A 22,239-nucleotide genomic window follows, 5' to 3' on the forward strand; every position below is an offset into this window, starting at 1 on the left:
ACACTGTTTCGTGTTGAACAAATGCCTGTCTTTTCTGGTTTTGTTCCTATATAACTCAGTTGCCGCGGGCGAGCCTTTTGGTGCTCGCGTCACATGCCCGCCGCGTTTCGGGGGCATCACTCCAATAGAGAGGGGGCGCAATCATGGCCCAGTCACTACCCAGTATTGTTTCCGGCGAAGGCGGCCTCAGCCGCTACCTGGAAGAAATCCGCCGCTTTCCCATGCTTCAGCCGCAGGAAGAGTACATGCTCGCCAAGCGTTACGCCGAGCATGAAGACACCAGCGCTGCGCACAAGCTCGTCACCAGCCACCTTCGGCTCGTTGCCAAGATCGCCATGGGCTATCGCGGCTACGGCCTGCCGATCGGCGAAGTGATCTCGGAAGGCAATGTCGGCCTGATGCAGGCCGTCAAGAAATTCGAACCCGAGCGTGGCTTCCGCCTCGCTACCTACGCCATGTGGTGGATCAAGGCCTCGATCCAGGAGTACATCCTGCGCTCGTGGAGCCTGGTCAAGATGGGCACGACCGCCAATCAGAAGCGCCTGTTCTTCAACCTGCGCAAGGTGAAGGGCAAGATCCAGGCGCTGGACGATGGCGACCTCAAGCCCGACCAGATCACCGAGATCGCCACCCGGCTGAACGTGTCGGAAGCTGAAGTCGTGTCGATGAACCGCCGCCTGTCCGGCGACGCGTCGCTGAACGCGCCGATCCGCGCCAGCGAAGGTGAATCCGGCGAATGGCAGGACTGGCTGGTCGATGACCACGAAAGCCAGGAAGACATGCTGATCGAGCAGGACGAGCTGGAAAACCGCCGCGGCATGCTGTCGGGCGCTCTGGCCGTGCTCAACGATCGTGAGCGGCGCATCTTCGAGGCCCGCCGCCTCGCCGAGGAGCCGCTGACGCTGGAAGAACTGTCGTCCGAGTTCGACATCAGCCGCGAGCGCGTGCGCCAGATCGAGGTGCGCGCCTTCGAGAAGGTGCAGGACGCGGTCAAGGCCGCCGCCAAGCGCCAGATGCAGGCGCTGCGCACGATCGAGGCGCAGCCCGCGGCGTAAGGGTGGGTTCGGCTAAGGAACAAAGGCGGCGTCGGGAAACCGGCGCCGCCTTTTTTGTTTTGTCGTCCGTCGGCGGTTAGCGAAAGTCGGGCAACAGCTGATCTCCCCCCTTGAGGGGGAGATTGGCAGCTTCGGCGACGGCGCCTACAGCATGAACCGATCTACAGCCCATCCAGCGGAAACTTGAGATACCTTCGGCCATTGGCCTCCGGTTCCGGCAGCCGTCCACCATTCATGTTGACCTGCAGCGCATGCAGGATCAACCGCGGCATCGGCAGTGTCTTGTCGCGCGCTTCGCGCAAGTCGACGAACTCGGCTTCGCTGCGCGCCGCAACGAGGTGGATATTCTTTGCCCTCTGCTCGGCGACCGTGCTCTCCCAGCACGGCTCGCGGCCGCCGGCCTGATAGTCGTGGCCGACGAACACGCGCGTATCGTCCGGCAGCGCCAGAATGCCCTCAATCGAATGCCACAGCCGCGCGGCACTGCCGCCGGGAAAGTCCGTCCTTGCCGAGCCGCTGTCGGGCATGAACAGCGTGTCGTGGACGAAGGCGGCGTCGCCGATGACATAGGTGATCGAGGCGAGCGTGTGGCCGGGCGAGAACAGCACCTTGACCGGCAGGTTGCCGATCATGAACGTTTCGCCTTCCCCAAACAGCCGGTCCCACTGCGAGCCGTCTGCGGGGAAATCCGGCCAGTTGTAGATCGCCTTCCACAGCGCCTGGACTTCGATGATCCTGTCGCCGATCGCCGTCGGCGCGCCGGTCTTTTCCCGGAGATAGTGCGCCGCCGAGAAATGATCGGCATGCGGATGGGTGTCCAGGATCCACTCGAGCTCCAGCCCGTTTTCGCGGATAAAATCCAGCAAGGCGTCGGCATTCTTCGTCGCCGTCGCGCCGGATTTTTCGTCGAAATCGAGGATCGGGTCGATGACGGCGCAGCGTCTCGTCACCGGGTCGGTGACGACATACTGGATGGCGCCGGTCGGCTTGTCGTAGAAGCCGGCGACCTCAGGTTTGGCCGAAGCGATGTCCAATGTCCGGCCCCCCTGCCCCTTGCCCGACAGGAACCGTTTTCTCCGTCGGGTTGAACAAGAGCATGGTCATCTGGCAAAGCGCGCCGGTCAAGCACGCCTTGCCACAAATAGGACTGAAGCCCCAAATAGCTCCGACGGAGACAACCTAGGCTGACGGCTGCTTGGTCTTCCTGAGATAGGGCAGGATCGTCTCGAAAGCGCCAAAACGCTTGACCGCATCTTCGTTCGAAACCGCGGCGGTGATGATCACATCCTCGCCCTGCTTCCAGTTGGCCGGCGTCGCCACCTGGTGCTTGGCGGTCAGCTGCATGGAATCGACCGCGCGCAGGATCTCGTCGAAGTTGCGGCCCGTCGTCATTGGGTAAGTCAGCACCAGCTTGATCTTCTTGTCCGGCCCGACGACATAGACCGAGCGCACCGTGGCGTTGTCGGCCGGCGTGCGGCCTTCCGACGTCTCGCCGGCGCCCGCCGGCAGCATGTCATAAAGCTTGGCCACCTTGAGGTCCTTGTCGCCGATCAGCGGGTAGTTCACCGTCTGGCCGGTCGCCGTCTTGATGTCGGCCTGCCACTTGTCGTGGCTCGCAACGGGATCGACGGAAATGCCGATGACCTTGACGTTGCGCTTCTTGAACTCGCCTTCGAGCCCCGCCATCGTGCCCAGCTCGGTGGTGCAGACCGGGGTGAAATTCTTCGGATGGCTGAACAGGATCGCCCAGCCGTCGCCGATCCAGTCATGAAACTTGATCGGCCCTTGCGTGGTCTCGGCGGTGAAGTCAGGCGCGATGTCGTTGATACGAAGGCTCATGGCATTATTTCCCCAGCAACAGATTTCGTCAGGAGCGGCCGTGGACGGCGTCAACGCTCCGGCATTCCCGCATCTTAGCGCAAAAATCGCGGCTGCAGGACAATAGGAAACTATTATTGGCGACGGAACGAGCACTTTCGTTCTACGGACCGACGTTGGGCCGACAATCTTTCGTTTGTGCGGGGAAGGCTCAGGCCTTGTTGACCGCCAGCGACGTGGCCAGGTCTTCCATGCGCTGGGCGAGCGCGCCGAGCGCGCTGGTCAGCACGGTGTCGTTCTTGTCGGCCTTGGTCAGCGCTTCGTCGCGCGTCTTGCGCAGCGTCTGCACTTCGGTCTCCATGCCCTTGACCCGCTTCTGCAGCTCCGAAAGCTCGTCCATCACCATGATGCCGGCCATCACCGTCAGCCGCTGGTCGCCGATCTCGCCGAACGAATCCTTCAGATGCGAGACATAACGGTCGAACCGCTCGGCGAGGTCGATCAGGTGCTCTTCCTGACCCTCGTCGCAAGCCATGCGATACTGCTTGCCGTCGATGGAAACCGTGACCTGTGCCATGGCCTGCAGCTCCTACCTGTCCAGCACCGCGCGGATGGTTTCCATGGCGGTCACCAAGCGGCGCGACACTTCCTTGTTGGCATCTTCCAGCCGTTCGGCGCGGGCTTCGGAATTGTCGAGTTCCTGCGCCAGCCGTGAACGGTCGGCGTTCATGCGCTGCACCTCAGCCTCGGCTTCGGAATAGTCGCGCTCGTGCTCGAGCTTGGCCGCGACGGCGTTTTCCAGCCCCTCGATGGCCTTGCCCAGCCTGTGGATGACTTCCTTGAGTGTGGTTTCGCCGGTCATGGCCTTCGTCCTGTGCCCTGCCCATCACCGAATCGCTTCGCGTTCAGAACGCGTTAACAAGGAAACATTAGGCACCGGGTGAAGGCAACGTCAACAAAGCTCTCGCGACTGTCCCCCGCTAACGCTAATGTAGGTCGCCCCATAAGGTCTCAAAGCCATCACAAGACCGGCAAATGTGCAGCCGATTTGTTGACTAAAAGCCCGTGGCTGCTATGTGTCGCGCACTCTTTCCTGGGCTCTGCCAAGCCCACAAATCCCCACCCCGGAGGTACCATGACGTCGCGTGAACAACATGACCGGATGGCCAATGCGATCCGTTTTCTCTCCATGGACGCCGTCGAGAAGTCCCAGTCCGGCCATCCCGGCCTGCCCATGGGCTGCGCCGACATCGCCACAGTGCTGTTCACCCGCTTTCTAAAATATGATCCGAAGAACCCCCATTGGCCGGACCGAGACCGCTTCATCCTGTCGGCCGGCCACGGTTCTATGCTGCTCTACTCGCTGCTGCATCTGACCGGTTACGAGGACATGACCCTCGACCAGATCAAGCATTTCCGCCAGCTGGGTTCCAAGACTGCCGGCCATCCCGAATACGGCCATGCCACCGGCATCGAGACGACGACCGGCCCGCTCGGCCAGGGTCTCGCCAATTCGGTCGGCTTCGCGCTCGGCGAGCGCATCATGAACGCCGCCTTCGGCAACGACCTCGTCGACCACTACACCTATGTGCTGGCCGGCGACGGCTGCCTGATGGAAGGTGTTTCCCAGGAAGCCATCGCGCTGGCCGGCCACCTCAAGCTCAACAAGCTGATCGTCTTCTGGGACAACAACAACATCTCGATCGACGGTCCGGTTTCGCTTGCAGACAACACCGACCAGGTCGCCCGCTTCCAGGCCTCGGGCTGGAATGCCAGCCACATTGACGGCACCGACCCCGAGGCGATCGCCTACGCCATCGAAGCCGCCCGCCATTCCGACAAGCCGACGATGATCGCCTGCAAGACGACCATCGGCTTCGGCGCCCCGACCAAGGCCGGCACCAACAAGGCGCACGGTTCGCCGCTCGGCGCCGACGAGATCGCAGGCGCGCGGAAATTCTTCAACTGGGACTCGCCGCCCTTCGAAATTCCGGCCGACATTCTCGACGCCTGGCGCACCGCCGGCAAGGCCGGCGTCAAGCCGCGCACCGACTGGGAAGGCCGGCTCGCCAAGGCCAAGCCCGAGCTGAAGGCCGAGTTCGAGCGCCGCCTCGCCGGCAAGCTGCCGTCGAATTTCGATGCCGTCATTGCCGACTACAGGAAGAAGCTGTCGGCCGACAAGCCGAAGGTCGCCACCCGCAAATCGTCGGAAATGGCGCTGGAAGTCATCAACGGCGCGGTGCCGGAAACCATCGGCGGCTCTGCCGACCTGACGGGCTCCAACAACACCAAGACCAGCCAGACCAAGAACATCACGCCGGACGATTACGGCCAGCGCTATGTCCACTACGGCATCCGCGAGCATGGCATGGCGGCCGCCCTCAACGGCCTGACGCTGCATGGCGGCCTCATCGCCTACGGTGGCACCTTCATGTGCTTCTCTGACTATGCCCGTCCGTCGATGCGGCTGGCGTCGCTGATGGGCATCCGCTCGATCTTCGTCATGACCCATGATTCGATCGGTTTGGGCGAAGACGGCCCGACCCACCAGCCGGTCGAGCACCTGGCGGCGCTCCGCGCCATCCCCAACCACAATGTCTTCCGTCCGGCCGACGCGGTGGAAACCGCCGAATGCTGGCAGATTGCCATTGAATCGGAAAAGACCCCGTCCACCCTGGCGCTGACCCGCCAGAACCTGCCGACGGTGCGCACCGAGCACTCGGCCAGGAACCTCTCGAGCCAGGGCGCCTATGAACTGGCCGCGGCGAGCGGCGAAGCGGCGGTGACGATCTTCGCGACCGGCTCCGAGGTCGAGATCGCGCTCGGCGCCCGTGATTTGCTTGAAAAGCATGGGCACCCGACCCGCGTCGTCTCGGTGCCTTGCTTCGAACTGTTCGACCAGCAGAGCGACGCCTACCGCAAGGAGACGATCGGCAACGCGCCGATCAAGATGGCGATCGAGGCCGGCATCCGCCAGGGCTGGGATCACCTGATCGGCTCCGACGGCATCTTCATCGGCATGACCGGCTTCGGCGCTTCCGGCACCATCGAGCAGCTCTACCCGCATTTCGGCATCACCGCCGAAGCCGCGGCCAAGGCCGCGGAAGCCCGCCTGCACGGCAAGTAAGATCAGGGTCAGTCCCGCGCACCTCCAAGGCGGATTCGCGGGGCTGGACCAACCTAATCGATTTAAATTCGGCCTTCTGCGGCTGGATTCTTGTGCCATCCGCCGCTATGAAGCTGCGGACCCATCTGCCGCCTCCAGCTCCCAGGGAGAGTAAAATGACCGTCAGAGTTGCCATCAACGGATTTGGCCGCATCGGCCGCAACATCCTGCGCGCCATCCATGAATCCGGCCGCAAGGACATCGACGTCGTCGCCGTCAACGACCTCGGCCCGGTCGAGACCAACGCGCATCTGCTGCGCTATGACAGCGTGCACGGCCGCTTCCCGCACGAAGTGTCGGTCTCGGGCGACCAGATCACCGTCGGCAAGGAGACCTTCAAGGTCACCGCGATCAAGGACCCGGCGCAGCTGCCGTGGAAGGAGCTCGGCATCGACATCGCGCTCGAATGCACCGGCATCTTCACCGCCCGCGACAAGGCTGCCGCGCATTTGACCGCCGGCGCCAAGCGCGTCGTCGTCTCCGCGCCTGCCGAAGGTGCTGACCTCACCGTCGTCTACGGCATCAACCACGACAAGCTGACCAAGGACCACATCGTCATTTCGAATGCGTCCTGCACCACCAACTGCCTGGCGCCGCTCGCCGCAGTGCTGCACGAGACCGTCGGCATCGAAAAGGGCATGATGACGACGATCCACTCCTACACCGGCGACCAGCCGACGCTGGACACCATGCACAAGGATCTCTACCGCGGCCGCGCGGCTGCCCTGTCGCAGATCCCGACCTCGACCGGTGCGGCCAAGGCGATCGGCCTGGTGCTGCCCGACCTCAAGGGCAAGCTCGACGGCATCTCGATCCGCGTGCCGACCCCCAACGTCTCGGTCGTCGACTTCAAGTTCATCGCCAAGCGCGCCACCACCGTGCAGGAGATAAACGAAGCGGTGATCGCCGCCTCCAACGGCAAGCTGAAGGGCATTCTCGGCGTCACCCATCATCCGAATGTGTCGATCGACTTCAACCACGATCCGCGCTCGTCGATCCTGGCGCTCGACCAGACCAAGGTCATGGACGGCAACTTCGTTTCGGTGCTGTCCTGGTACGACAATGAGTGGGGCTTCTCCAACCGCATGGCCGACACCTCGGTCGCCTTTGGCAAGACCATCGCCTGATCTGAAGGCATCGTCTCGCAGCTTCGAACGCCCGGCTGTGCCCGGGCGTTTTTCGTCAGCGCGCCGGGCAAGGCGCGCCGAGCCGCCAAACGCCGGAAAATCAGCGGCATAAGGCAAAAAGCCATCCTTGCGCCTTGCACCGGCCATGCCTTCGCCCCACTCTCCCGTGAATCGGTAGAAAGAGGAATTCGAGGGGCAAATCACGGATGGAGCATGCGATCTATCTCGTCACGCTGGTCGGCACAGCGCTAGTCGTCGCCGCAGCGTTCTCGAGCCTGATCGCCTTCCGCTTCGGCGCCCCTTTGCTGCTGCTCTTCCTCTGCATCGGCCTCGCCAGCGGCGTCGATGGTCTCGGTATCGAATTCGACAATGCGCGCGTGGCATATTTTGCCGGCTCGCTGGCGCTGGCGGTCATCCTGTTCGATTCCGGTTTCGGCACGCCGCTCAACGCGCTGCGCCAGGCGGCCGGACCGGCGGTGTCGCTGGCGACCTTCGGCGTAATCCTGACCACTGGCCTGTTCGGCGCCGCCGCCTATTACCTGCTCGACCTCAGCTGGCTGGAATCCTTCCTGCTCGGCGCCGCGGTCGCCTCGACCGATGCGGCGGCCGTCTTCTTCCTGCTACGCGCCGGCGAGATCAATCTGCGCGAACGCGTGCGCGCGACACTGGAAGTCGAATCCGGCACCAACGACCCGATCGCCATCTTCCTGACCATCACGCTGGTCGAGATCATCGCCGCCCACGCCAATCCCGAGACCCATGTGCTGGTCACCGACCTGATCCTCGGCTTCCTGCTCAATATGGGGCTCGGCGCCGTCGTCGGCGTGCTTGGCGGGCTCGGCATCGTGCGCCTCGTCGACCGGCTCAACCTTGACCATGGCTTGCTGCCGATCTTCGTGCTGACCCTGTCACTGATGGTGTTCGCCGCGGCCGGCGCCATTGGGGGCTCGGGCTTCCTGGCGGTCTATCTCGCCGGGCTCATTGCCGGCAACTCCGACATCCGCGCCGTCACCATCCTGAAGCGCTTCCAGGACGGCATGTCGTGGCTGGCACAGATCATCATGTTCCTGATCCTCGGCCTGTTCGCGACACCCTCGCAGTTTCCGGCGATCATGGTGCCGGCGGTGCTGCTCGGCCTATTCCTGATGTTTGTCGCGCGCCCTGTCGCCGTCTGGCTCTGCCTGATTCCGTTCCGCCTGCCGCGTCCCGAGATCGCGTTCGTCTCCTGGGTCGGCCTGCGCGGCGCCGTGTCCATCCTGCTTGCCATCACCCCGCTGCTCGGCGGACTGGAGAACGGCCGCACCATCTTCAACGTCGCCTTCATCATCGTGCTGGTATCGCTGGTGGTGCAGGGCTGGTCGGTCGGTCCGCTGGCGCGCCGGCTCGGCCTGATCGTGCCGGCGAGGCTCGGGCCGCTCGACAAGGTCGAACTCGAACTGCCGGGCTCCGCCCATCACGAACTGCTCGCCTACCGCGTGGCGCCCGGCAGCCCGGTGGCGCGCGGCGAGCGTATCCCGCGCTGGGCACGGCCCTCGTTGGTGCTGCGCGACGGCCGCTCGATGCGTTTCCAGGACATGGGCCGGCTCGCGGCCGGCGACCAGGTTTATATCTTCGTGCCCGACCGCTATCCGCGCCTGCTTGACAAGCTGTTTGCCAGCCGCGCCGTAGTCGACCCCGAGGATGCCGACTTCTTCGGCGCCTTCGCCGTCGATCCCGCCCGCTCGGCCGCAGAGCTCGAGGCCGCATACACACCGGGATTGAGCGAAGCCGAGCAGAAGCTCACCGTCGGCGCGCTGGTGACGGCAAGGCTTGGCGGCCATGCCGAATATGCCGACCGGGTGCTGATCGGCCCGATCGAATTGATCGTCCGCGACGTCGACGACAAGGGCAAGATCACCGGTCTCGGCCTCTCCTTCGAGCCGACCGCGCCGGTGGCGCGGGTTCCGGTGTTCCTGAGCGCCGGCGAGATCGGCGATCGTGTCTCCGTCTTCATCCGCAACTGGCGCAAGCCGACCGAGACGCAGACTGCAGAGGCGACAGCCAATGAGAAGGCCCTTGAGCCGACGGCGGAAAAGATAACGACAGAAGGCTGACAAGCGATCGGTTCACGCTGACGTCCCGCATCATCACGACAGCCTTCGCCTTGATCTCAAAATTTAGCTCGCACCCCGGCTCAAGCCTTGCATCGTCATCGATGCGAGGTATGGTCCCGGCGATTTTCCACGGAAAGGAACCCGCATGGCCGCCTTCAAGACACTCGACGATATCGGCAATATCAGCGGCAAGCGCGTGCTGGTGCGCGTCGACCTCAACGTTCCCGTCGCCGATGGCAAGGTCACCGACGCCACCCGAATCGAACGCATCGCACCGACCATCGCCGAACTGTCCGGCAAGGGCGCCAAGGTCATCCTGCTCGCGCATTTCGGCCGCCCGAAGGATGGTCCCTCGCCCGAATTCTCGCTGAGGCCGATCGCCAAGGCTACCGCGGAGGTGCTTGGCCGCCCGGTCGGCTTTGCCGGCGATTGCGTCGGCGACACGGCGGGCAGTGCGGTCGCCGCCATGAACAAGGGCGATGTGCTGCTGCTGGAAAACACCCGCTTCCACAAGACCGAGGAGAAGAACGATCCTGATTTCACAGAGCGGCTCGCCGCCAATGGCGACATCTTCGTCAATGACGCCTTTTCCGCCGCCCACCGGGCGCACTCCTCGACCGAAGGCCTGGCGCGGCTGTTGCCGTCCTATGCCGGCCGCACCATGCAGGCCGAGCTCGAGGCGCTGGAGAAGGGGCTCGGCAATCCGGTCCGCCCTGTCGTCGCCATTGTCGGCGGCGCCAAGGTGTCGACCAAGATCGACCTGTTGATGAACCTGGTGAAGAAGGTCGACGCGCTGGTGATCGGCGGCGGCATGGCCAACACTTTTCTCGCCGCGCGTGGCACCGCTGTCGGCAAGTCGCTGTGCGAGCATGACCTTGCCGCGACCGCCAAGCAGATCATGATCGAGGCCGCCGAGGCCGGCTGCGCCATCATCCTGCCTGTCGACGGTGTCGTCGCCAAGGAATTCAAGGCGGGTGCGGCCAGCGAGACCGTTGCCATTTCGGATGTCCCGGCTGACGGCATGATCCTCGATGTCGGCGAAAAGACCGTGAAGACGATCGGTGAATGGATCGACCGCGCCGCGACGCTGGTCTGGAACGGCCCGCTCGGCGCCTTCGAGATCGAGCCTTTCGACCACGCCACGGTGGCGGCGGCCAGGCACGCGGCGGCCCGCACCAGGGCCGGCAAGCTGGTCTCGGTCGCCGGTGGCGGCGATACGGTGGCCGCCCTCAACCATGCCGGCGTCGCCGACGACTTCACCTATGTCTCGACCGCCGGCGGCGCTTTCCTCGAATGGATGGAAGGCAAGCCGCTGCCCGGCGTCGACGTGCTGAAGAAACAAGCCTGACCGGATCGGGGGCGCAAAAACGGACGCCAGGAACTTTCAATCGATTCGAGCTTTCCGATGCCATTCCTTTGGCGGTAGACTTCCCTTAAGCGCGGAACAACACCGTCAAGGAGAAGCAAAAATGAGCGAACGTCTCGAAGACATTGCCGCCGCGATGGTGGCTGGCGGCAAGGGCCTGCTGGCCGCCGATGAGAGCTCCGGCACCATCAAGAAGCGCTTCGACGTTATCGGCGTCGAATCGACCGCCGATAGCCGCCGCGACTACCGCGAGATGATGTTCCGCGCCAAGGACGCAATGACGAAGTACATCTCCGGCGTCATTCTCTACGACGAGACCATCCGTCAGAAGGCTGCCGACGGCACGCCTCTGGTCGACATCATCAAGGCGGCGGGCGCCATTCCCGGCATCAAGGTCGATGCCGGCGCCAAGCCACTCGCCGGCTTTCCCGGCGATACCGTTACCGAAGGCCTCGACGGCTTGCGCGAGCGGCTCGCGGATTATTACAAGCTCGGCGCCCGCTTTGCCAAATGGCGCGCGGTGATCGACATCGACACCGGCAAGGGCGTGCCCTCGGCCAATTCGATTGCCTCCAATGCCCATGCGCTGGCCCGCTATGCCGCACTGTGCCAGGAGGCCGGCATCGTGCCGATCGTCGAACCGGAAGTGCTGATGGACGGCGCGCACGACATTGCCACCTGCTACGACATCTCGAAGGCAACGCTGATCAAGCTCTATGACGAGCTGCATGCGGCGCGCGTTGTGCTGGAAGGCACCATCCTGAAGCCGAACATGGTGCTGGCCGGCAGGAAGTCGGGCAAGGTGAGCAGCCCCGAAGAGGTCGCGGAAAAGACCATAAAACTGTTCCGCGAAACCGTACCGGCAGCGGTGCCGGGCATCGCCTTCCTTTCGGGCGGGCAGTCGGACGAGGAGGCTACCGCCAACCTCAACGCCATCAACGCCATCGGCCCGCATCCGTGGAAGCTGACCTTCTCCTATGGCCGCGCCTTGCAGGCCGCCCCGCAAAAGGCCTGGAGCGGCAAGGCATCGAACGTCGCCGCCGGCCAGGCCGCCTTCACCCATCGTGCCCACATGAACCATCTGGCGGCGCTGGGACAATGGACGGCGAGCCTCGAACAGGCCGCCTGAGCGCAGTCCTCCCGTTGTCATACAACCCGGGCCGATGCGCCCGGGTTTTGTTTATGCAAAGCCCGGCTTGGACGGAGTTCGTCCATCCTTATCTCCTTTTCGGCAAAAGCTGACGGCGATGTCGGTTTCTGCCCACCCCAAACGTCCTTGGGTGAACAGACAGGGAGAACTTCATGACTCGCAGCAAGGTGGTTTCGCGTGAAGACTGGTTTGAGGCGCACAAGGCGCATCTGGCGCGCGAGAAGGAATTGACACGGTTGCGTGAGCGCATCGCCGCCGAGCGGCGTGAACTGCCCTGGATGAAAATCCGCAAGGACTATGTCTTCGAGACCGAGCAGGGTCCGAAGAACCTGGCCGGACTGTTCGGCGCCAACAGCCAACTGATCGTCTACCACTTCATGATGACGCCAGGATCGAACCACCGCTGCGAAGGCTGCTCCTTCCTTGCCGACCATATAGACGGCGCCGATCAGCATCTCAGGCACCACGACGTGTCGCTGGTGGTGGTTGCGCGCGCGCCGCTGGCGGAACTGCTGCCTTACAAGCAGCGTATGGGCTGGAAATTCGACTGGGTGTCGTCCTACGCCTCGGATTTCAACTTCGACATGCAGGTCTCCTTCACCGACAAGCAGATCGCGGGCGGCGACACCACCTACAATTTCGAGACGCGTCCGCGCACGTCAAAGGACCTTCCCGGCACCAGTGTTTTCTACAAGGAAGAGAACGGCGACATATTCCTTACCTTTATGTCGCGCGCCCGCGGCGGCGAGGCGCAGATCGGCACTTACGACTATCTCGACATGACACCGAAGGGCCGCGGCGAAAATGGCCCTTATCATAGCCTGATGGACTGGGTGCGGTTGCATGACGAATATCAGGACAAGCAGGCGGACAAGCCGAACTGCTGCGACTAGAAGCTCGTTCACCTCAGGCGAAACTTGCGCTAAGGCTGCCGCTGATCTCTAAACGGTATCGCCATGCGCTTCCCGGCCCTTCTTACCTGGCTCGCCTACCCCGTTTATGTCTGGCAGGGCCTCGGCGTGCGCCGCCGCACCACCCGCATGCTGCCGGCACAAGGGCCGGTCATGCACGAAATATCGGGCAAGGCGCCGGCCATCTCGCTGCTGGTGCTGGGCGATTCCTCGGCCGCTTCCGTCGGCATCGGCAATTCCGAGAACGGGCTTGCCGCGCAGCTTGCAATGCTGGTCGCAAAACGAACCGGCCTTGCCGTGCGCTGGCGCGCCGCCGGATTCAACTCGGCAACGTCGGGCCAGATCCGCGACCATGTGCTGCCCAATCTGTCGGCCGATCGGTGGACGCACATCGTGCTCGCCATCGGCACCAACGACACCAAGAATTTCCACTCGGTGCCGCGCTTCAAGAAAGAGTTCGGCGGCCTGCTTTACGCGCTGCGCGCCAAATGGCCGGAGGCCCGCGTCGTCTGGTCGCCGGTGCTGGAATTCACCCGTGCGCCGGCCATGCCGCCGCTGCTCGGCAAGATACTCGAAATCCGCGCTACCGCAATGAACCGCATGGGCGAGCGCCTCTGTTTCGAGCGCGGCGCCGTGCCGGCGCCACGGCTGCCGATCACCAACCCTGAGGCCGGCTTTGCCTCCGATGGCTTTCATGCCTCGGAAGCCGGTTACCGCGCCTGGGCCGAACATCTGGTCGGATGGGTGCTCGCCGATTGACCTGAGGGGGCACAAGCTCGGACTGGTGGGCTTCAGAGAACTGACGCGAGTATTTCCAAATACTGTTGATTGCAGCCTGCTTCCAATGGATCTGAGCCAGAATATCATCCAGCAGCAATGGATGAGCTACGGCCTGGATTCCGAAACCGGCAACGACACCTGCACGCTGACCGGCAACCGCGCCGAATCGAGCAAGCATGTCATTCCGGCCGGCCCGGCCAACGCCACGCCTTTTATTGCGGCGAACCTGCCGGAATTCATGACGACGCGCGGTGGCGATTACTTCTTCGTGCCCAGCCTCAACGCCATCCGGATGATTGCCATGGGAACGGTGGACCCGACCTGACCCTCAAGGCTATGCCCAGCGCCCCAGCGCACCCGCCAGCGCGATGGCCGCCATGGCGATCAGGGCCAGCTTCCAGAAATCGCCGCGCCGCTTCAGGCCCGGCCAGCCGAGCGGCTTGATCAGCTGAATGGCCATCATGCCGATGATGACGAGCGCGAGGAGTTTCGACATGCCCGCCTTTGAGCAGCATCGCGACAGGCTGTCAAAGCGGTTCTTGCATGGTCTCGGTCGACTTGGCCATTCCTGACAAAAGGCTCGTTTCCGAACCGACCGCCAAGCACCTCGCAGCTTTCTTCAACGAGCTGACATGCTCCTGACAGACTGCTGTCAGGAGGGGTATGCAATAGTGTCTCCATCAGAGAAGAGGAGATGGTCATGAACAGCTTTGGTATTTTGAACAGCGTACAGCACTATGTCGGCAAGATCCGCACGATGCGCAATGAAGTTCGTACCCAGCGCTTCCTGAACTCCTTGCCGGCGGACATCCGCAAGGACATTGGCTGGCCGGATATGTATGAGGGTCACAGCCGCATTCGCGAGATCTGAGGCGTTTTACATGACAATGCTTGGATGCGGACCCCGCAACGCCCGGATCATTGACATCGACCCCCGGGCGGCGACCCCTCGGGCTGGCGCAAAAACTTTGGCGCCTGCTACGGACAATGCTGAAGGCTCCTGACAGAATGCTGTCAGGAGCACCATGCCATAAACGTGTCAGGAGACATGAATGGTGAAAAGCTGGAACGACAGGCTGAACACGCCGGGCGTCAACGGCGTGAAGCCGACGCCACGCACAATGGGCGACGTCGTCGAGGGCCAGCCGATGCTGGTGCCGACGGCCCGTCAGGTCGATGATTTCATTCGCACGATCCCCAACGGCGTCGAGATGGATGTACGCGCCTTGCGCACCGCCCTCGCCATCGAGCATGGGGCGCAAGTGACATGTCCGGTCACCATCGGCTATCATCTGCGCACCGTCGCCGAAGCCGCCAATGAGGATCTCGAACGCGGCATGACGCTGAACGATATCACGCCGTACTGGCGTGTGCTCGACGTGAACACGCCGACAACGAAGAAGTTGTCCTTCGGCGCGGAATTCGTCGCCGTGCAGCGCAGGCGCGAAGGACTTAAACCATAATGCGTGTCGCCCAAAAGTGCGCAGCGGTTTTTGGGAGAACGACAAGCATAAAACAGGACATGGATGTCACCCGGAACCGGTTTTGGGACCATGACATTCATAGACAAGCAGCCGAGGGACCATACGATGCGACGTGCCGACAGGCTCTTTCAGATCGTGCAGCACCTGCGTGGCGGCCGGCTGGTCACCGCCCAGAAGCTCGGCACATGGCTCGAGGTTTCCGAGCGGACCATCTACCGCGATATCGCCGATTTGCAGTCGACCGGAGTGCCGATCGACGGCGAGGCCGGCGTCGGCTACATGATGAGGGAGGGTTTCGACCTTCCGCCGCTGATGTTCACGCGTGACGAAATCGTCGCGCTGGTCGCCGGCGCCCGCATGGTGCGGGCCTTTGGCGGCGCGGCCATGGCGCGTGCGGCCGACGAGGCGCTGGTCAAGATCGGCGCCGTCCTGCCCGACGCCGAGAAGGACCGCATCGCCCGCACCGAGATCCACACGCCGATGTGGGTGGTGAGCGACGCCGCGCGTGAGGCGATCGACGTGATCGAGCGCGCTGTCGAGAAGCGACAGGTGCTGACCATCGACTACCGCGACGAGGCCGGCCGCGGCACCGGGCGTGACATCCGTCCGCTCGGTCTGTGGTTCTGGGGCAAGGTATGGACGCTGGTTGCCTGGTGCGAGATGCGCGACGATTTCCGCGCCTTCCGCATCGACCGCATCGCCTCGGTGGTCATCGCCGGCCGCATCTTCAAGCCTGAGCGAGGCAAGCAGCTTGCCGACTTCTACCGCGCCGTCGAACGCTCGGAGGACTATGGCATGACGCCGGACCGGGCGGCGCGCAGCTGAGACTTCGATAATCAATGAAAAAGCCCGCTCGAAGCGGGCTTTTTTGATGAACTGTCGCAAACCTTACTCGTCGTCCGCATCTTCCTTCTTGGACTTGAGCGCCGAGAGCTTGGCGAACACGGCGTTTGCGTCGAGCTCGGCATCCTCGTCCTTCGGCTTCTCCGGCGCCGGCACCAGGCGCTCGGTCACGGCAGCCGGCAGCAGCGTGTCGCCGACAGGCTGCGCCTGCTCGCGGCCGCGCGAGGCGCGGTTGACTTCCATGTCGAGGTCGATCTGCGAAGCGAGACCCAGCGTCACCGGGTCCATCGGCTGCAGATTGGCCGAATTCCAGTGCTTGCGCTCGCGGATCTGTTCGATCGTCGACTTGGTCGTGCCGACCAGGCGCGAAATCTGCGCGTCCTTCAATTCCGGATGGTTGCGGACCAGCCACAGGATGGCGTTGGGCCGGTCCTGGCGCTTCGACAGCGGTGTGTAGCGGGGACCCTTGCGCTTGGATTCCGGCACCCGCACCTTGGGGTCGGACAGTTTCAGGCGCTGGTTCGGATCCTTCTCGGCGCGCGCGATCTCGTCGCGGGTCAGCTGTCCGGTCATGATCGGATCCATGCCCTTGATGCCCTGCGCCGATTCGCCGTCGGCGATCGCCTTGACCTCGAGCGGATGCAACCCGCAGAACTGCGCGATCTGCTCGAAGGAAAGCGCGGTGTTGTCGACCAGCCAGACGGCGGTCGCCTTGGGCATCAGCAGCGTATTGGCCATTTCAAAAATCCTTCTCGTTCGCCCGCGTTCCCGCGCGGGCGGTGGTTTAGAGCCACCAAAATGGGAAATTCGCGGCCTGTATAACCGCTCCGCTGCCGTTTCGCAATGTTTTTGGCGCAGGGCGCAGCCGTCGGACACCGGACAGCGGGGGAGGCCAGGAGGACCTCGGCTCCGGCGATCATTGATGCCGAGTTGTACAGGGGGTCCAAGACGACAAAACCCGCCGGACAGGGTCCAGCGGGCTCGGAACCGGCGACGGGATACCGTCTGCGGCGGCTCTTGCTTCTGCCGCGTGGTCAGGCCTCATCGGCCGACCAGGCTTCGAATTAGATGGCCTTGCGGGCAATCCTCTCGATGTCGCCGCGGCTGATGCCGAGGTCGCTGAGCTGACGGGCATTGAGCTTGTTCAGCTCGCGCACGGTTTCGTTGTACATACGCCAGTTACGGAAAGCGCGGATCGGGTTCATGGTGTCCTCCAGTTGTTGGATCAAATCGTTTCGATGACGCTTAGATAGGCAGGGCTGCCCACGAATTGAACAGACGTCTTTGCATAGCCGCAATGCAAATGCTGCATTGCAGCATTAAGCTTCTGTTCATCTTGCCGACAGGCTGAGCGCGGAGCATGGCGCGAGGTTCAGGTCAGGCCGAGCCGAGAATGGCGGCTCCCGAGAACCGGCCTACGCCGGCCGTAGCCTTAACTGCCGCAACCCTCATGAGGGCTTCGGCCGGCGAAGGCCGGAAGCGCAGGGAGCCGCCATTCGCAGGCCGGCCTCACCTGAATCTCGCCCCATCTAGCCGACGTCGAGAACGATCTTGCCTATATGCTCGCCCTCTTCCATGCGCTCATGCGCCCGCCAGGCGTCGGTCAGCGGGAAGATCATGTCCATCACCGGCGCTACCTTCCGGGTGCCGAGCAGCGGCCACACCTGTGCTTCCAGTGCGGCGGCGAGCGCCGCCTTGAACTCGACCGTGCGAGGCCGCAGCGTCGAGCCGGTGTGGGTCAGCCGCTTGACCATGATTTTCGAGAAATCGGCGCTCGCCACCGCGCCGGCCTGGACGGCGATCTGGACGATCCTGCCCTCGACCGCGGCGGCCTCGTAGTTGCGCGCGATATAGTCGCCGCCGACCATGTCGAGAATGACGTCGGCCCCCTTGCCGCCGGTCGCATCCTTGACCGCCGCGACGAAATCCTCCTCGCGGTAGTTGATCGCCCGGTCGGCGCCGAGCTTCAGGCAGGCGTCGCATTTCTCCTTCGAGCCGGCGGTGGTGACGACATACGCGCCGAAGGCCGACGCCAGCTGGATCGCCGTGGTGCCGATGCCCGATGAGCCGCCATGGACCAGCAGCGTCTCACCCTTTTTAAAGCCGCCGCGCTCGAACACATTGTGCCAGACGGTGAAATAGTTTTCCGGAACCGCGGCCGCCTCCGTGTGGGTGAAGCCGGCGGGCAGCGGCAGCACGCTGCCGGCATGAACCTTGACATATTCGGCATAACCGCCCCCCGGCGTCAGCGCGCAGACCCGGTCGCCGATGCGCCAGCGCGATATCTCGTCGCCAAGGGCGGCCACTTCGCCCGATGCCTCGAGACCGGGCAGGTCGGAAGCGCCGGGCGGCGCCGGATAGGCGCCCTTGCGCTGCTGCACGTCGGGGCGGTTGACGCCGGCCGCACGCACCCGGATCAGGATTTCGCCGGGACCAGGCACCGGCACGTCGCGCGTTTCCGGTTTCAGCACCCGCGGCCCGCCCGGTTGCGAGATTGCGATGGCCGTCATCGTGGCTGGAATTTTATGTCCGCTCGCCATGAAATTTCCCGTCTCGGTCCGCCGGTCTGTCGCCGGCTGCCAGCTTCTTGCCGGCTGTTTGCATCTGCGCCCCTGCCCTATGTATGCTGATTGCCGGATCAGGCAAATGGCCAAATCAGCCCAATACTGAATAGGGAGGAGCGACGATGGCGATCTTCGACGACGAACCCAAAAAGAAAGCCCGCCCGCATGAGATCGGACAGGATCTGTCGCTGCTTTCGGTCGGTGACCTTACCGAACGGATCAGCATCCTGCGCGAGGAGATTGCCCGGCTGGAAGCCGAGCTCCAGACCAAGGGCAGCACCAAATCGGCGGCCGAAGCCCTGTTTCGCCGCGGCTAGTTTTCGCGTTAGTTTCGGCGTTGAGCATCCGCCGCCGAAAAGCCCGAATGCGCCTGTCTTCAGACCCCGCCACCGAATCTCCAGACGGATCAAACAATGTTTGCAAGCTACAGGCCGATCCTCTCGCTGCTTCGCGGCACCGCTTTCCTGCTCGCGGCTTCGGGATTGCACGGCCTGTTGTTGCCGTTGCGCGGCCAGCTCGAAGGGTTTTCGACCGCATCGCTCGGTCTGATGGGCACGGCCTGGGCCGGTGGCTTCGTCACCGGCTGCTTCTTCGCACCGCGCCTGGTACGCCGCGCCGGCCACGTCCGGGCGTTCGGCGCCTTTGCCGCTTCGGGCGCCATCGTGGCGTTGCTTACCGGCCTGATCATCGACGAATATGTCTGGATCCTGCTGCGCGCCTTCACCGGCTTCACCATGGCCGGAGCCTTCATGGTCATCGAAAGCTGGCTGAACGAGAAGGCCACCAACGAGAACCGCGGCACCGTCTTCGGCCTCTACATGATGGTCACCTATGCCTCGATCATGGGCGGCCAGATGATCGTTGCCGGCGGCGACGTCAGATCGGCATCGCTGTTCATGATCACCGGCATATTGTTCTGCCTGTCGCTGATCCCGACCGCGGTGTCGTCGGCTTCGTCTCCCAAGCCTTTGCAGGACGTCAAGCTCGACGTCAAAGGTCTCTACGCCAACTCGCCGGTGTCGGCGATCGCCTGCCTGTTGGTCGGCATCGCCAATGGCGCCTGGGGCACGCTTGGCGCCGTCTACGGCGCCCGTATCGGCATTTCCACCGCCCAGATCGCACTGATGATGAGCCTTGTCGTTATTGCCGGCGCGGCCATGCAGCTTCCGGCCGGACGCCTCTCCGACAAGACCGACCGCCGTTTCGTGCTGGCGGGCGCGGCTTTCGGCGCCGCACTGTTCGCCATCCTGATCTTCCTGTTCGAACCGCGTTCCGCCGTCCTCGTCATTGTCTTCGCCGCCGCCTACGGCGCCTTTGCCTACACGCTCTATTCGATCGCCGTGGCGCATGCCAACGACCACGCCCGATCGGAGGATTTCGTCAAGGTCTCGGGCGGCCTGCTGCTTCTGTATGGCTTCGGAACCATGATCGGGCCCTTGCTGGCTGCCGCCCTGATGGGCTGGCTCCGCCCCGAAGGCCTGTTCCTGGCCACCGCGCTGGCGCATCTCAGCCTCGCCGCCTACACGCTGCTGCGCATCAGCCGCCGCGCGCCGGTGCCGATCGAAGACCGCGATGCCTTCAAGACCCAGCCGGCCGATCGCTCGGTCACCCCTGAAGCACTGCGGCTCAGAAAAGCGGAAGCCGACGGTTGAGATTTGAAAAGCTTTGCCCCACAAGTATAGGCATGATCTTTTCTGACGCCTTCATGGCGATTGCCGACCCCAACCGGCGCTATCTTCTGGAAGAGCTCCGGCGTGGCCCGAAAACCGTCAACGAGCTGGCTTCGGGCCTTCCAGTCTCCCGCCCGGCCGTGTCCCAGCATTTGAAAGTGCTGCTGGACGCCGGTCTGGTTCAGGCCAGGGCCGAGGGCACGAGGCGGGTCTATACAGTCAGCAGTGCCGGCTTCCTCAAGCTCAATATTTGGCTTGATCAGTTCTGGGAAGCATAGGCCGAGATTCCAGCTCGCCTCCCTGGCTTTCAAGTGTCCGTTGCCAGCGCCTTGCCCAGCGCATCGAGCAGGAATCCGGTACCATGCTCGCGCGATGACGGTGTGTCGTGCCCATCGAGAAACGCGCCCTGCTCGGTGAGCACCAGACGCGTGCCCGTGCCTTCCGGGCGAAGCTCAATTGTCGCCAGCGAAACCGAGATTCTGACATCACCGAACAGCATGTCGTAGCTGTAGACGATGCGCTGGTTGGGCACGATGTCCTGATAGGTGGCGGTATAGGTGTGGATCGGCCCGTCCTTCGGCCCGCCGGCATTGACCTCCTGGCCGCCGACGCGAAAATCCATTTCGTGCCTGTGGGTCATCGGGTTGTCGGGGTCGGCGAACCAGCGCCGCTTGGCGGCCGGATCGCTGAGCGCGAAATAGACTTTCGCCGGTGCAACTGTATAGAGGCGCTCGAGGACGAAGGTGGAGTGGACGACGGATCGTTCGGCCATGGTCAGGTCCTCTTGGTCAGCTTGATGGTTTCTGCGCGACGAAGACGCCGTCGCGATAGGACGCGCCGAAATAGACTTCGACGGCGCGCAACCTGTCGTCATGGAACAGATGCAGTTCGGTGTTGCGGAAGGTCTTTCCGTCCGCCGTCTCGCAGCGATAGAGGACAAAGGCGGCGTCCTCGTCCTCGCATATCCGCTCGATGACGATCGAGCTGAAGGCCGGGCTGTCCGGCCAGCAGCGCTCGAAATAGGTCGCACGGTTGATGGCGTCGTCATAGGGGCTGGTGAAGGTGAAATCGTCGGCGAGCACCGCCGCGACGGCAGCCTTGTTATTCGCCTGGTAGGCGGAAAAATAGCCGCGGATCAACTCCGCTCTGCTTTTGCCGGGCATGGTCATTTCTCCTCTGCTTCAGGTCATTCGGTCCCGGCGAGAAAATCGCCGAGCCGGTCGAGCCGACGCTCCCATGTCAGCCGCCGTTCGTTGATCCAGTGTTCTGCGCTGCGCAGCGCCTGCGGCGCGATCTGGCAGGTGCGCACGCGGCCGAGCTTTTCCGAGCGCACCAGCCCGCTTGCTTCGAGCACGTTGAGATGCTGGACGACGGCCGACAGCGACATCGCCAGCGGTTCGGCCAACTGGCTGACCGAGGCCGGCCCACGCGACAGCCGTTCGACCATGCTGCGCCTGGCCGGGTCTGCGAGCGCCTGGAACATCAGGTCGAGCTGGGCGGGATCGTGCAGCATCGCGATCAGCCGTTATTGTAGGGAAAGAACTTGAAGTAGGGCTGCGCCTCCTCGACCACCCGGGCGAAGGACGGCCGCTTGAGCAGGCGGTCGTGGTAGTGTTTCAGGGCCGGATAGCTGTCGCCGAATGGCTCGACCTTGTTGGCGTAGAACAGCGCCGGCGAGGCCGCGCAGTCGGCCATGGTGAAGGTAGGCCCGGCCGCCCAGAGTTTCGAGCGCATCTCCTCCTCGATGATCGCATAGGCGTTGCGCAGTTGCGCGCGCGCCTCATCGACCCCGAACGGATCGGTCTTGTCCTGCGGGCGCAACCTGTCGCCGACGATCTTCTGCATCGGCGCCTGCACGTAGAAATCGTAGAAACGGTCGGCCTGGCGGACCTGGAGAGCAAGGTCGGCCTCGGCCGGGATGAGCTCGACCGGCCCGGGATAATGCGCGGCCAGATATTCGATGACGATGGTCGATTCCAGCACCGTGCGATTGCGTGCATCGTCACGCAGCGCCGGCATCTTGCCGGTCGGCGACACCTTCAGGAACGCTGCCCGCGACTGCTCGTCGCCGAGGTCGACGATAACCGGCGTGAAGGGCGTATCGTTCTCGTAAAACGCAATCAGCGGTTTCCAGCAGAACGATGCCAGCGGATGGAAATGGAAGGTCAGGGACATTTTTTGCTCGTCTGTTTGCGGTTCGTCGATACTGGAG

At 63.5% G+C, this 22,239-nt stretch carries 27 protein-coding genes; 15 read left to right on the forward strand and 12 right to left on the reverse strand.

Annotated elements, in window-relative coordinates; translation table 11 throughout:
- Positions 1–143: 143 nt before the first annotated feature.
- On the forward strand, positions 144–1,055 hold the full coding sequence (gene rpoH / locus NKI96_RS16945) for an RNA polymerase sigma factor RpoH (protein ID WP_023670124.1): 912 nt from the start codon (positions 144–146) through the stop codon (positions 1,053–1,055).
- A 161-nt stretch (positions 1,056–1,216) separates the two neighbouring features.
- On the opposite strand, the gene NKI96_RS16950 is transcribed toward rpoH, so the two are convergent.
- The 4 genes from NKI96_RS16950 to NKI96_RS16965 all read right to left on the reverse strand — a co-directional run bounded on the left by NKI96_RS16950 (position 1,217) and on the right by NKI96_RS16965 (position 3,735).
- Positions 1,217–2,089 (reverse strand): MBL fold metallo-hydrolase, encoded by an 873-nt coding sequence (locus NKI96_RS16950; RefSeq protein WP_023818423.1) that lies wholly within the window; start codon positions 2,087–2,089, stop codon positions 1,217–1,219.
- 145 nt (positions 2,090–2,234) lie between these two features.
- Complete coding sequence (locus tag NKI96_RS16955; RefSeq protein WP_023727298.1) at positions 2,235–2,894, reverse strand: peroxiredoxin; 660 nt, start codon at positions 2,892–2,894, stop codon at positions 2,235–2,237.
- Positions 2,895–3,084: 190 nt separating this feature from the next.
- The gene (locus NKI96_RS16960) at positions 3,085–3,450 is read right to left on the reverse strand and encodes a cell division protein ZapA (protein ID WP_023670127.1); all 366 of its coding nucleotides are present in this window, start codon (positions 3,448–3,450) and stop codon (positions 3,085–3,087) included.
- 12 nt (positions 3,451–3,462) lie between these two features.
- On the reverse strand, positions 3,463–3,735 hold the full coding sequence (locus tag NKI96_RS16965) for a DUF4164 domain-containing protein (RefSeq protein WP_023670128.1): 273 nt from the start codon (positions 3,733–3,735) through the stop codon (positions 3,463–3,465).
- A 273-nt stretch (positions 3,736–4,008) separates the two neighbouring features.
- Here NKI96_RS16965 and tkt point away from each other — a divergent pair, with 273 nt between their 5' ends.
- The 8 genes from tkt (at position 4,009) to NKI96_RS17005 (ending at position 13,791) form a co-directional block, all read left to right on the forward strand.
- A complete protein-coding gene (gene tkt / locus NKI96_RS16970) occupies positions 4,009–6,000 on the forward strand; it encodes a transketolase (RefSeq protein WP_023683983.1) in 1,992 nt (663 codons plus the stop codon).
- 155 nt (positions 6,001–6,155) lie between these two features.
- Positions 6,156–7,166, forward strand: coding sequence for a type I glyceraldehyde-3-phosphate dehydrogenase (gene gap / locus NKI96_RS16975; RefSeq protein ID WP_023683984.1), 1,011 nt, complete (start codon positions 6,156–6,158; stop codon positions 7,164–7,166).
- A 206-nt stretch (positions 7,167–7,372) separates the two neighbouring features.
- The gene (locus NKI96_RS16980) at positions 7,373–9,259 is read left to right on the forward strand and encodes a potassium/proton antiporter (protein ID WP_352805291.1); all 1,887 of its coding nucleotides are present in this window, start codon (positions 7,373–7,375) and stop codon (positions 9,257–9,259) included.
- A 145-nt stretch (positions 9,260–9,404) separates the two neighbouring features.
- A complete protein-coding gene (locus tag NKI96_RS16985) occupies positions 9,405–10,607 on the forward strand; it encodes a phosphoglycerate kinase (RefSeq protein WP_352805293.1) in 1,203 nt (400 codons plus the stop codon).
- Positions 10,608–10,728: 121 nt separating this feature from the next.
- Positions 10,729–11,754, forward strand: coding sequence for a class I fructose-bisphosphate aldolase (locus tag NKI96_RS16990; RefSeq protein ID WP_023748338.1), 1,026 nt, complete (start codon positions 10,729–10,731; stop codon positions 11,752–11,754).
- Between the two features lie 173 nt (positions 11,755–11,927).
- Positions 11,928–12,668 (forward strand): DUF899 domain-containing protein, encoded by a 741-nt coding sequence (locus tag NKI96_RS16995; protein WP_023737389.1) that lies wholly within the window; start codon positions 11,928–11,930, stop codon positions 12,666–12,668.
- 63 nt (positions 12,669–12,731) lie between these two features.
- The gene (locus NKI96_RS17000; RefSeq protein ID WP_023706280.1) at positions 12,732–13,445 is read left to right on the forward strand and encodes an SGNH/GDSL hydrolase family protein; all 714 of its coding nucleotides are present in this window, start codon (positions 12,732–12,734) and stop codon (positions 13,443–13,445) included.
- Positions 13,446–13,470: 25 nt separating this feature from the next.
- The gene (locus NKI96_RS17005) at positions 13,471–13,791 is read left to right on the forward strand and encodes a hypothetical protein (RefSeq protein WP_155922469.1); all 321 of its coding nucleotides are present in this window, start codon (positions 13,471–13,473) and stop codon (positions 13,789–13,791) included.
- 9 nt (positions 13,792–13,800) lie between these two features.
- Here the strand turns inward: NKI96_RS17005 and NKI96_RS17010 are convergent, their stop codons facing one another.
- On the reverse strand, positions 13,801–13,962 hold the full coding sequence (locus tag NKI96_RS17010) for a hypothetical protein (RefSeq protein WP_352805296.1): 162 nt from the start codon (positions 13,960–13,962) through the stop codon (positions 13,801–13,803).
- A 204-nt stretch (positions 13,963–14,166) separates the two neighbouring features.
- Here NKI96_RS17010 and NKI96_RS17015 point away from each other — a divergent pair, with 204 nt between their 5' ends.
- From NKI96_RS17015 to NKI96_RS17025, 3 genes are all read left to right on the forward strand, one after another.
- A complete protein-coding gene (locus NKI96_RS17015) occupies positions 14,167–14,337 on the forward strand; it encodes a hypothetical protein (RefSeq protein WP_023670139.1) in 171 nt (56 codons plus the stop codon).
- Between the two features lie 181 nt (positions 14,338–14,518).
- Entirely contained in the window at positions 14,519–14,929 is a 411-nt protein-coding gene (locus tag NKI96_RS17020; RefSeq protein WP_031197101.1) for a hypothetical protein, read from the forward strand.
- Positions 14,930–15,055: 126 nt separating this feature from the next.
- Positions 15,056–15,775 carry a helix-turn-helix transcriptional regulator gene (locus tag NKI96_RS17025; protein WP_023683994.1) on the forward strand — a complete coding sequence of 240 codons (720 nt, stop codon included), beginning with the start codon at positions 15,056–15,058 and terminating at the stop codon, positions 15,773–15,775.
- A 63-nt stretch (positions 15,776–15,838) separates the two neighbouring features.
- Here NKI96_RS17025 and NKI96_RS17030 read toward each other — a convergent pair whose 3' ends face one another.
- The 3 genes from NKI96_RS17030 to NKI96_RS17040 form a co-directional block, all read right to left on the reverse strand.
- A complete protein-coding gene (locus tag NKI96_RS17030) occupies positions 15,839–16,531 on the reverse strand; it encodes a DUF1013 domain-containing protein (protein WP_023670142.1) in 693 nt (230 codons plus the stop codon).
- A 326-nt stretch (positions 16,532–16,857) separates the two neighbouring features.
- On the reverse strand, positions 16,858–16,998 hold the full coding sequence (locus tag NKI96_RS17035) for a DUF1127 domain-containing protein (RefSeq protein WP_023670143.1): 141 nt from the start codon (positions 16,996–16,998) through the stop codon (positions 16,858–16,860).
- Positions 16,999–17,322: 324 nt separating this feature from the next.
- Positions 17,323–18,333 carry an NAD(P)H-quinone oxidoreductase gene (locus NKI96_RS17040; RefSeq protein ID WP_352805299.1) on the reverse strand — a complete coding sequence of 337 codons (1,011 nt, stop codon included), beginning with the start codon at positions 18,331–18,333 and terminating at the stop codon, positions 17,323–17,325.
- Positions 18,334–18,479: 146 nt separating this feature from the next.
- On the opposite strand from NKI96_RS17040, the gene NKI96_RS17045 reads away from it, so the two are divergent.
- The 3 genes from NKI96_RS17045 (at position 18,480) to NKI96_RS17055 (ending at position 20,305) form a co-directional block, all read left to right on the forward strand.
- The gene (locus tag NKI96_RS17045) at positions 18,480–18,674 is read left to right on the forward strand and encodes a DUF1192 domain-containing protein (protein ID WP_023670145.1); all 195 of its coding nucleotides are present in this window, start codon (positions 18,480–18,482) and stop codon (positions 18,672–18,674) included.
- 96 nt (positions 18,675–18,770) lie between these two features.
- A complete protein-coding gene (locus NKI96_RS17050) occupies positions 18,771–20,009 on the forward strand; it encodes an MFS transporter (RefSeq protein WP_023683997.1) in 1,239 nt (412 codons plus the stop codon).
- Positions 20,010–20,041: 32 nt separating this feature from the next.
- Complete coding sequence (locus NKI96_RS17055) at positions 20,042–20,305, forward strand: ArsR/SmtB family transcription factor (RefSeq protein ID WP_023690079.1); 264 nt, start codon at positions 20,042–20,044, stop codon at positions 20,303–20,305.
- A 29-nt stretch (positions 20,306–20,334) separates the two neighbouring features.
- Here the strand turns inward: NKI96_RS17055 and NKI96_RS17060 are convergent, their stop codons facing one another.
- From NKI96_RS17060 to NKI96_RS17075, 4 genes are read right to left on the reverse strand one after another with little or no spacing between them, the layout of a single operon-like run.
- Positions 20,335–20,799 (reverse strand): SRPBCC family protein, encoded by a 465-nt coding sequence (locus NKI96_RS17060; RefSeq protein WP_352511913.1) that lies wholly within the window; start codon positions 20,797–20,799, stop codon positions 20,335–20,337.
- A 16-nt stretch (positions 20,800–20,815) separates the two neighbouring features.
- Positions 20,816–21,190 (reverse strand): nuclear transport factor 2 family protein, encoded by a 375-nt coding sequence (locus tag NKI96_RS17065; protein ID WP_032894652.1) that lies wholly within the window; start codon positions 21,188–21,190, stop codon positions 20,816–20,818.
- Between the two features lie 23 nt (positions 21,191–21,213).
- Positions 21,214–21,540: an ArsR/SmtB family transcription factor gene (locus NKI96_RS17070; protein WP_023699361.1), complete on the reverse strand. Its 327-nt coding sequence runs from the start codon at positions 21,538–21,540 to the stop codon at positions 21,214–21,216.
- A gap of 5 nt (positions 21,541–21,545) precedes the next feature.
- On the reverse strand, positions 21,546–22,202 hold the full coding sequence (locus NKI96_RS17075; RefSeq protein WP_023816408.1) for a glutathione S-transferase family protein: 657 nt from the start codon (positions 22,200–22,202) through the stop codon (positions 21,546–21,548).
- Between the last annotated feature and the right edge of the window lie 37 nt (positions 22,203–22,239).

Origin of the sequence: Mesorhizobium sp. M0292 (genome assembly GCF_040321695.1) — a bacterium.
In the GTDB taxonomy this organism is placed as follows: Bacteria; Pseudomonadota; Alphaproteobacteria; order Rhizobiales; family Rhizobiaceae; genus Mesorhizobium.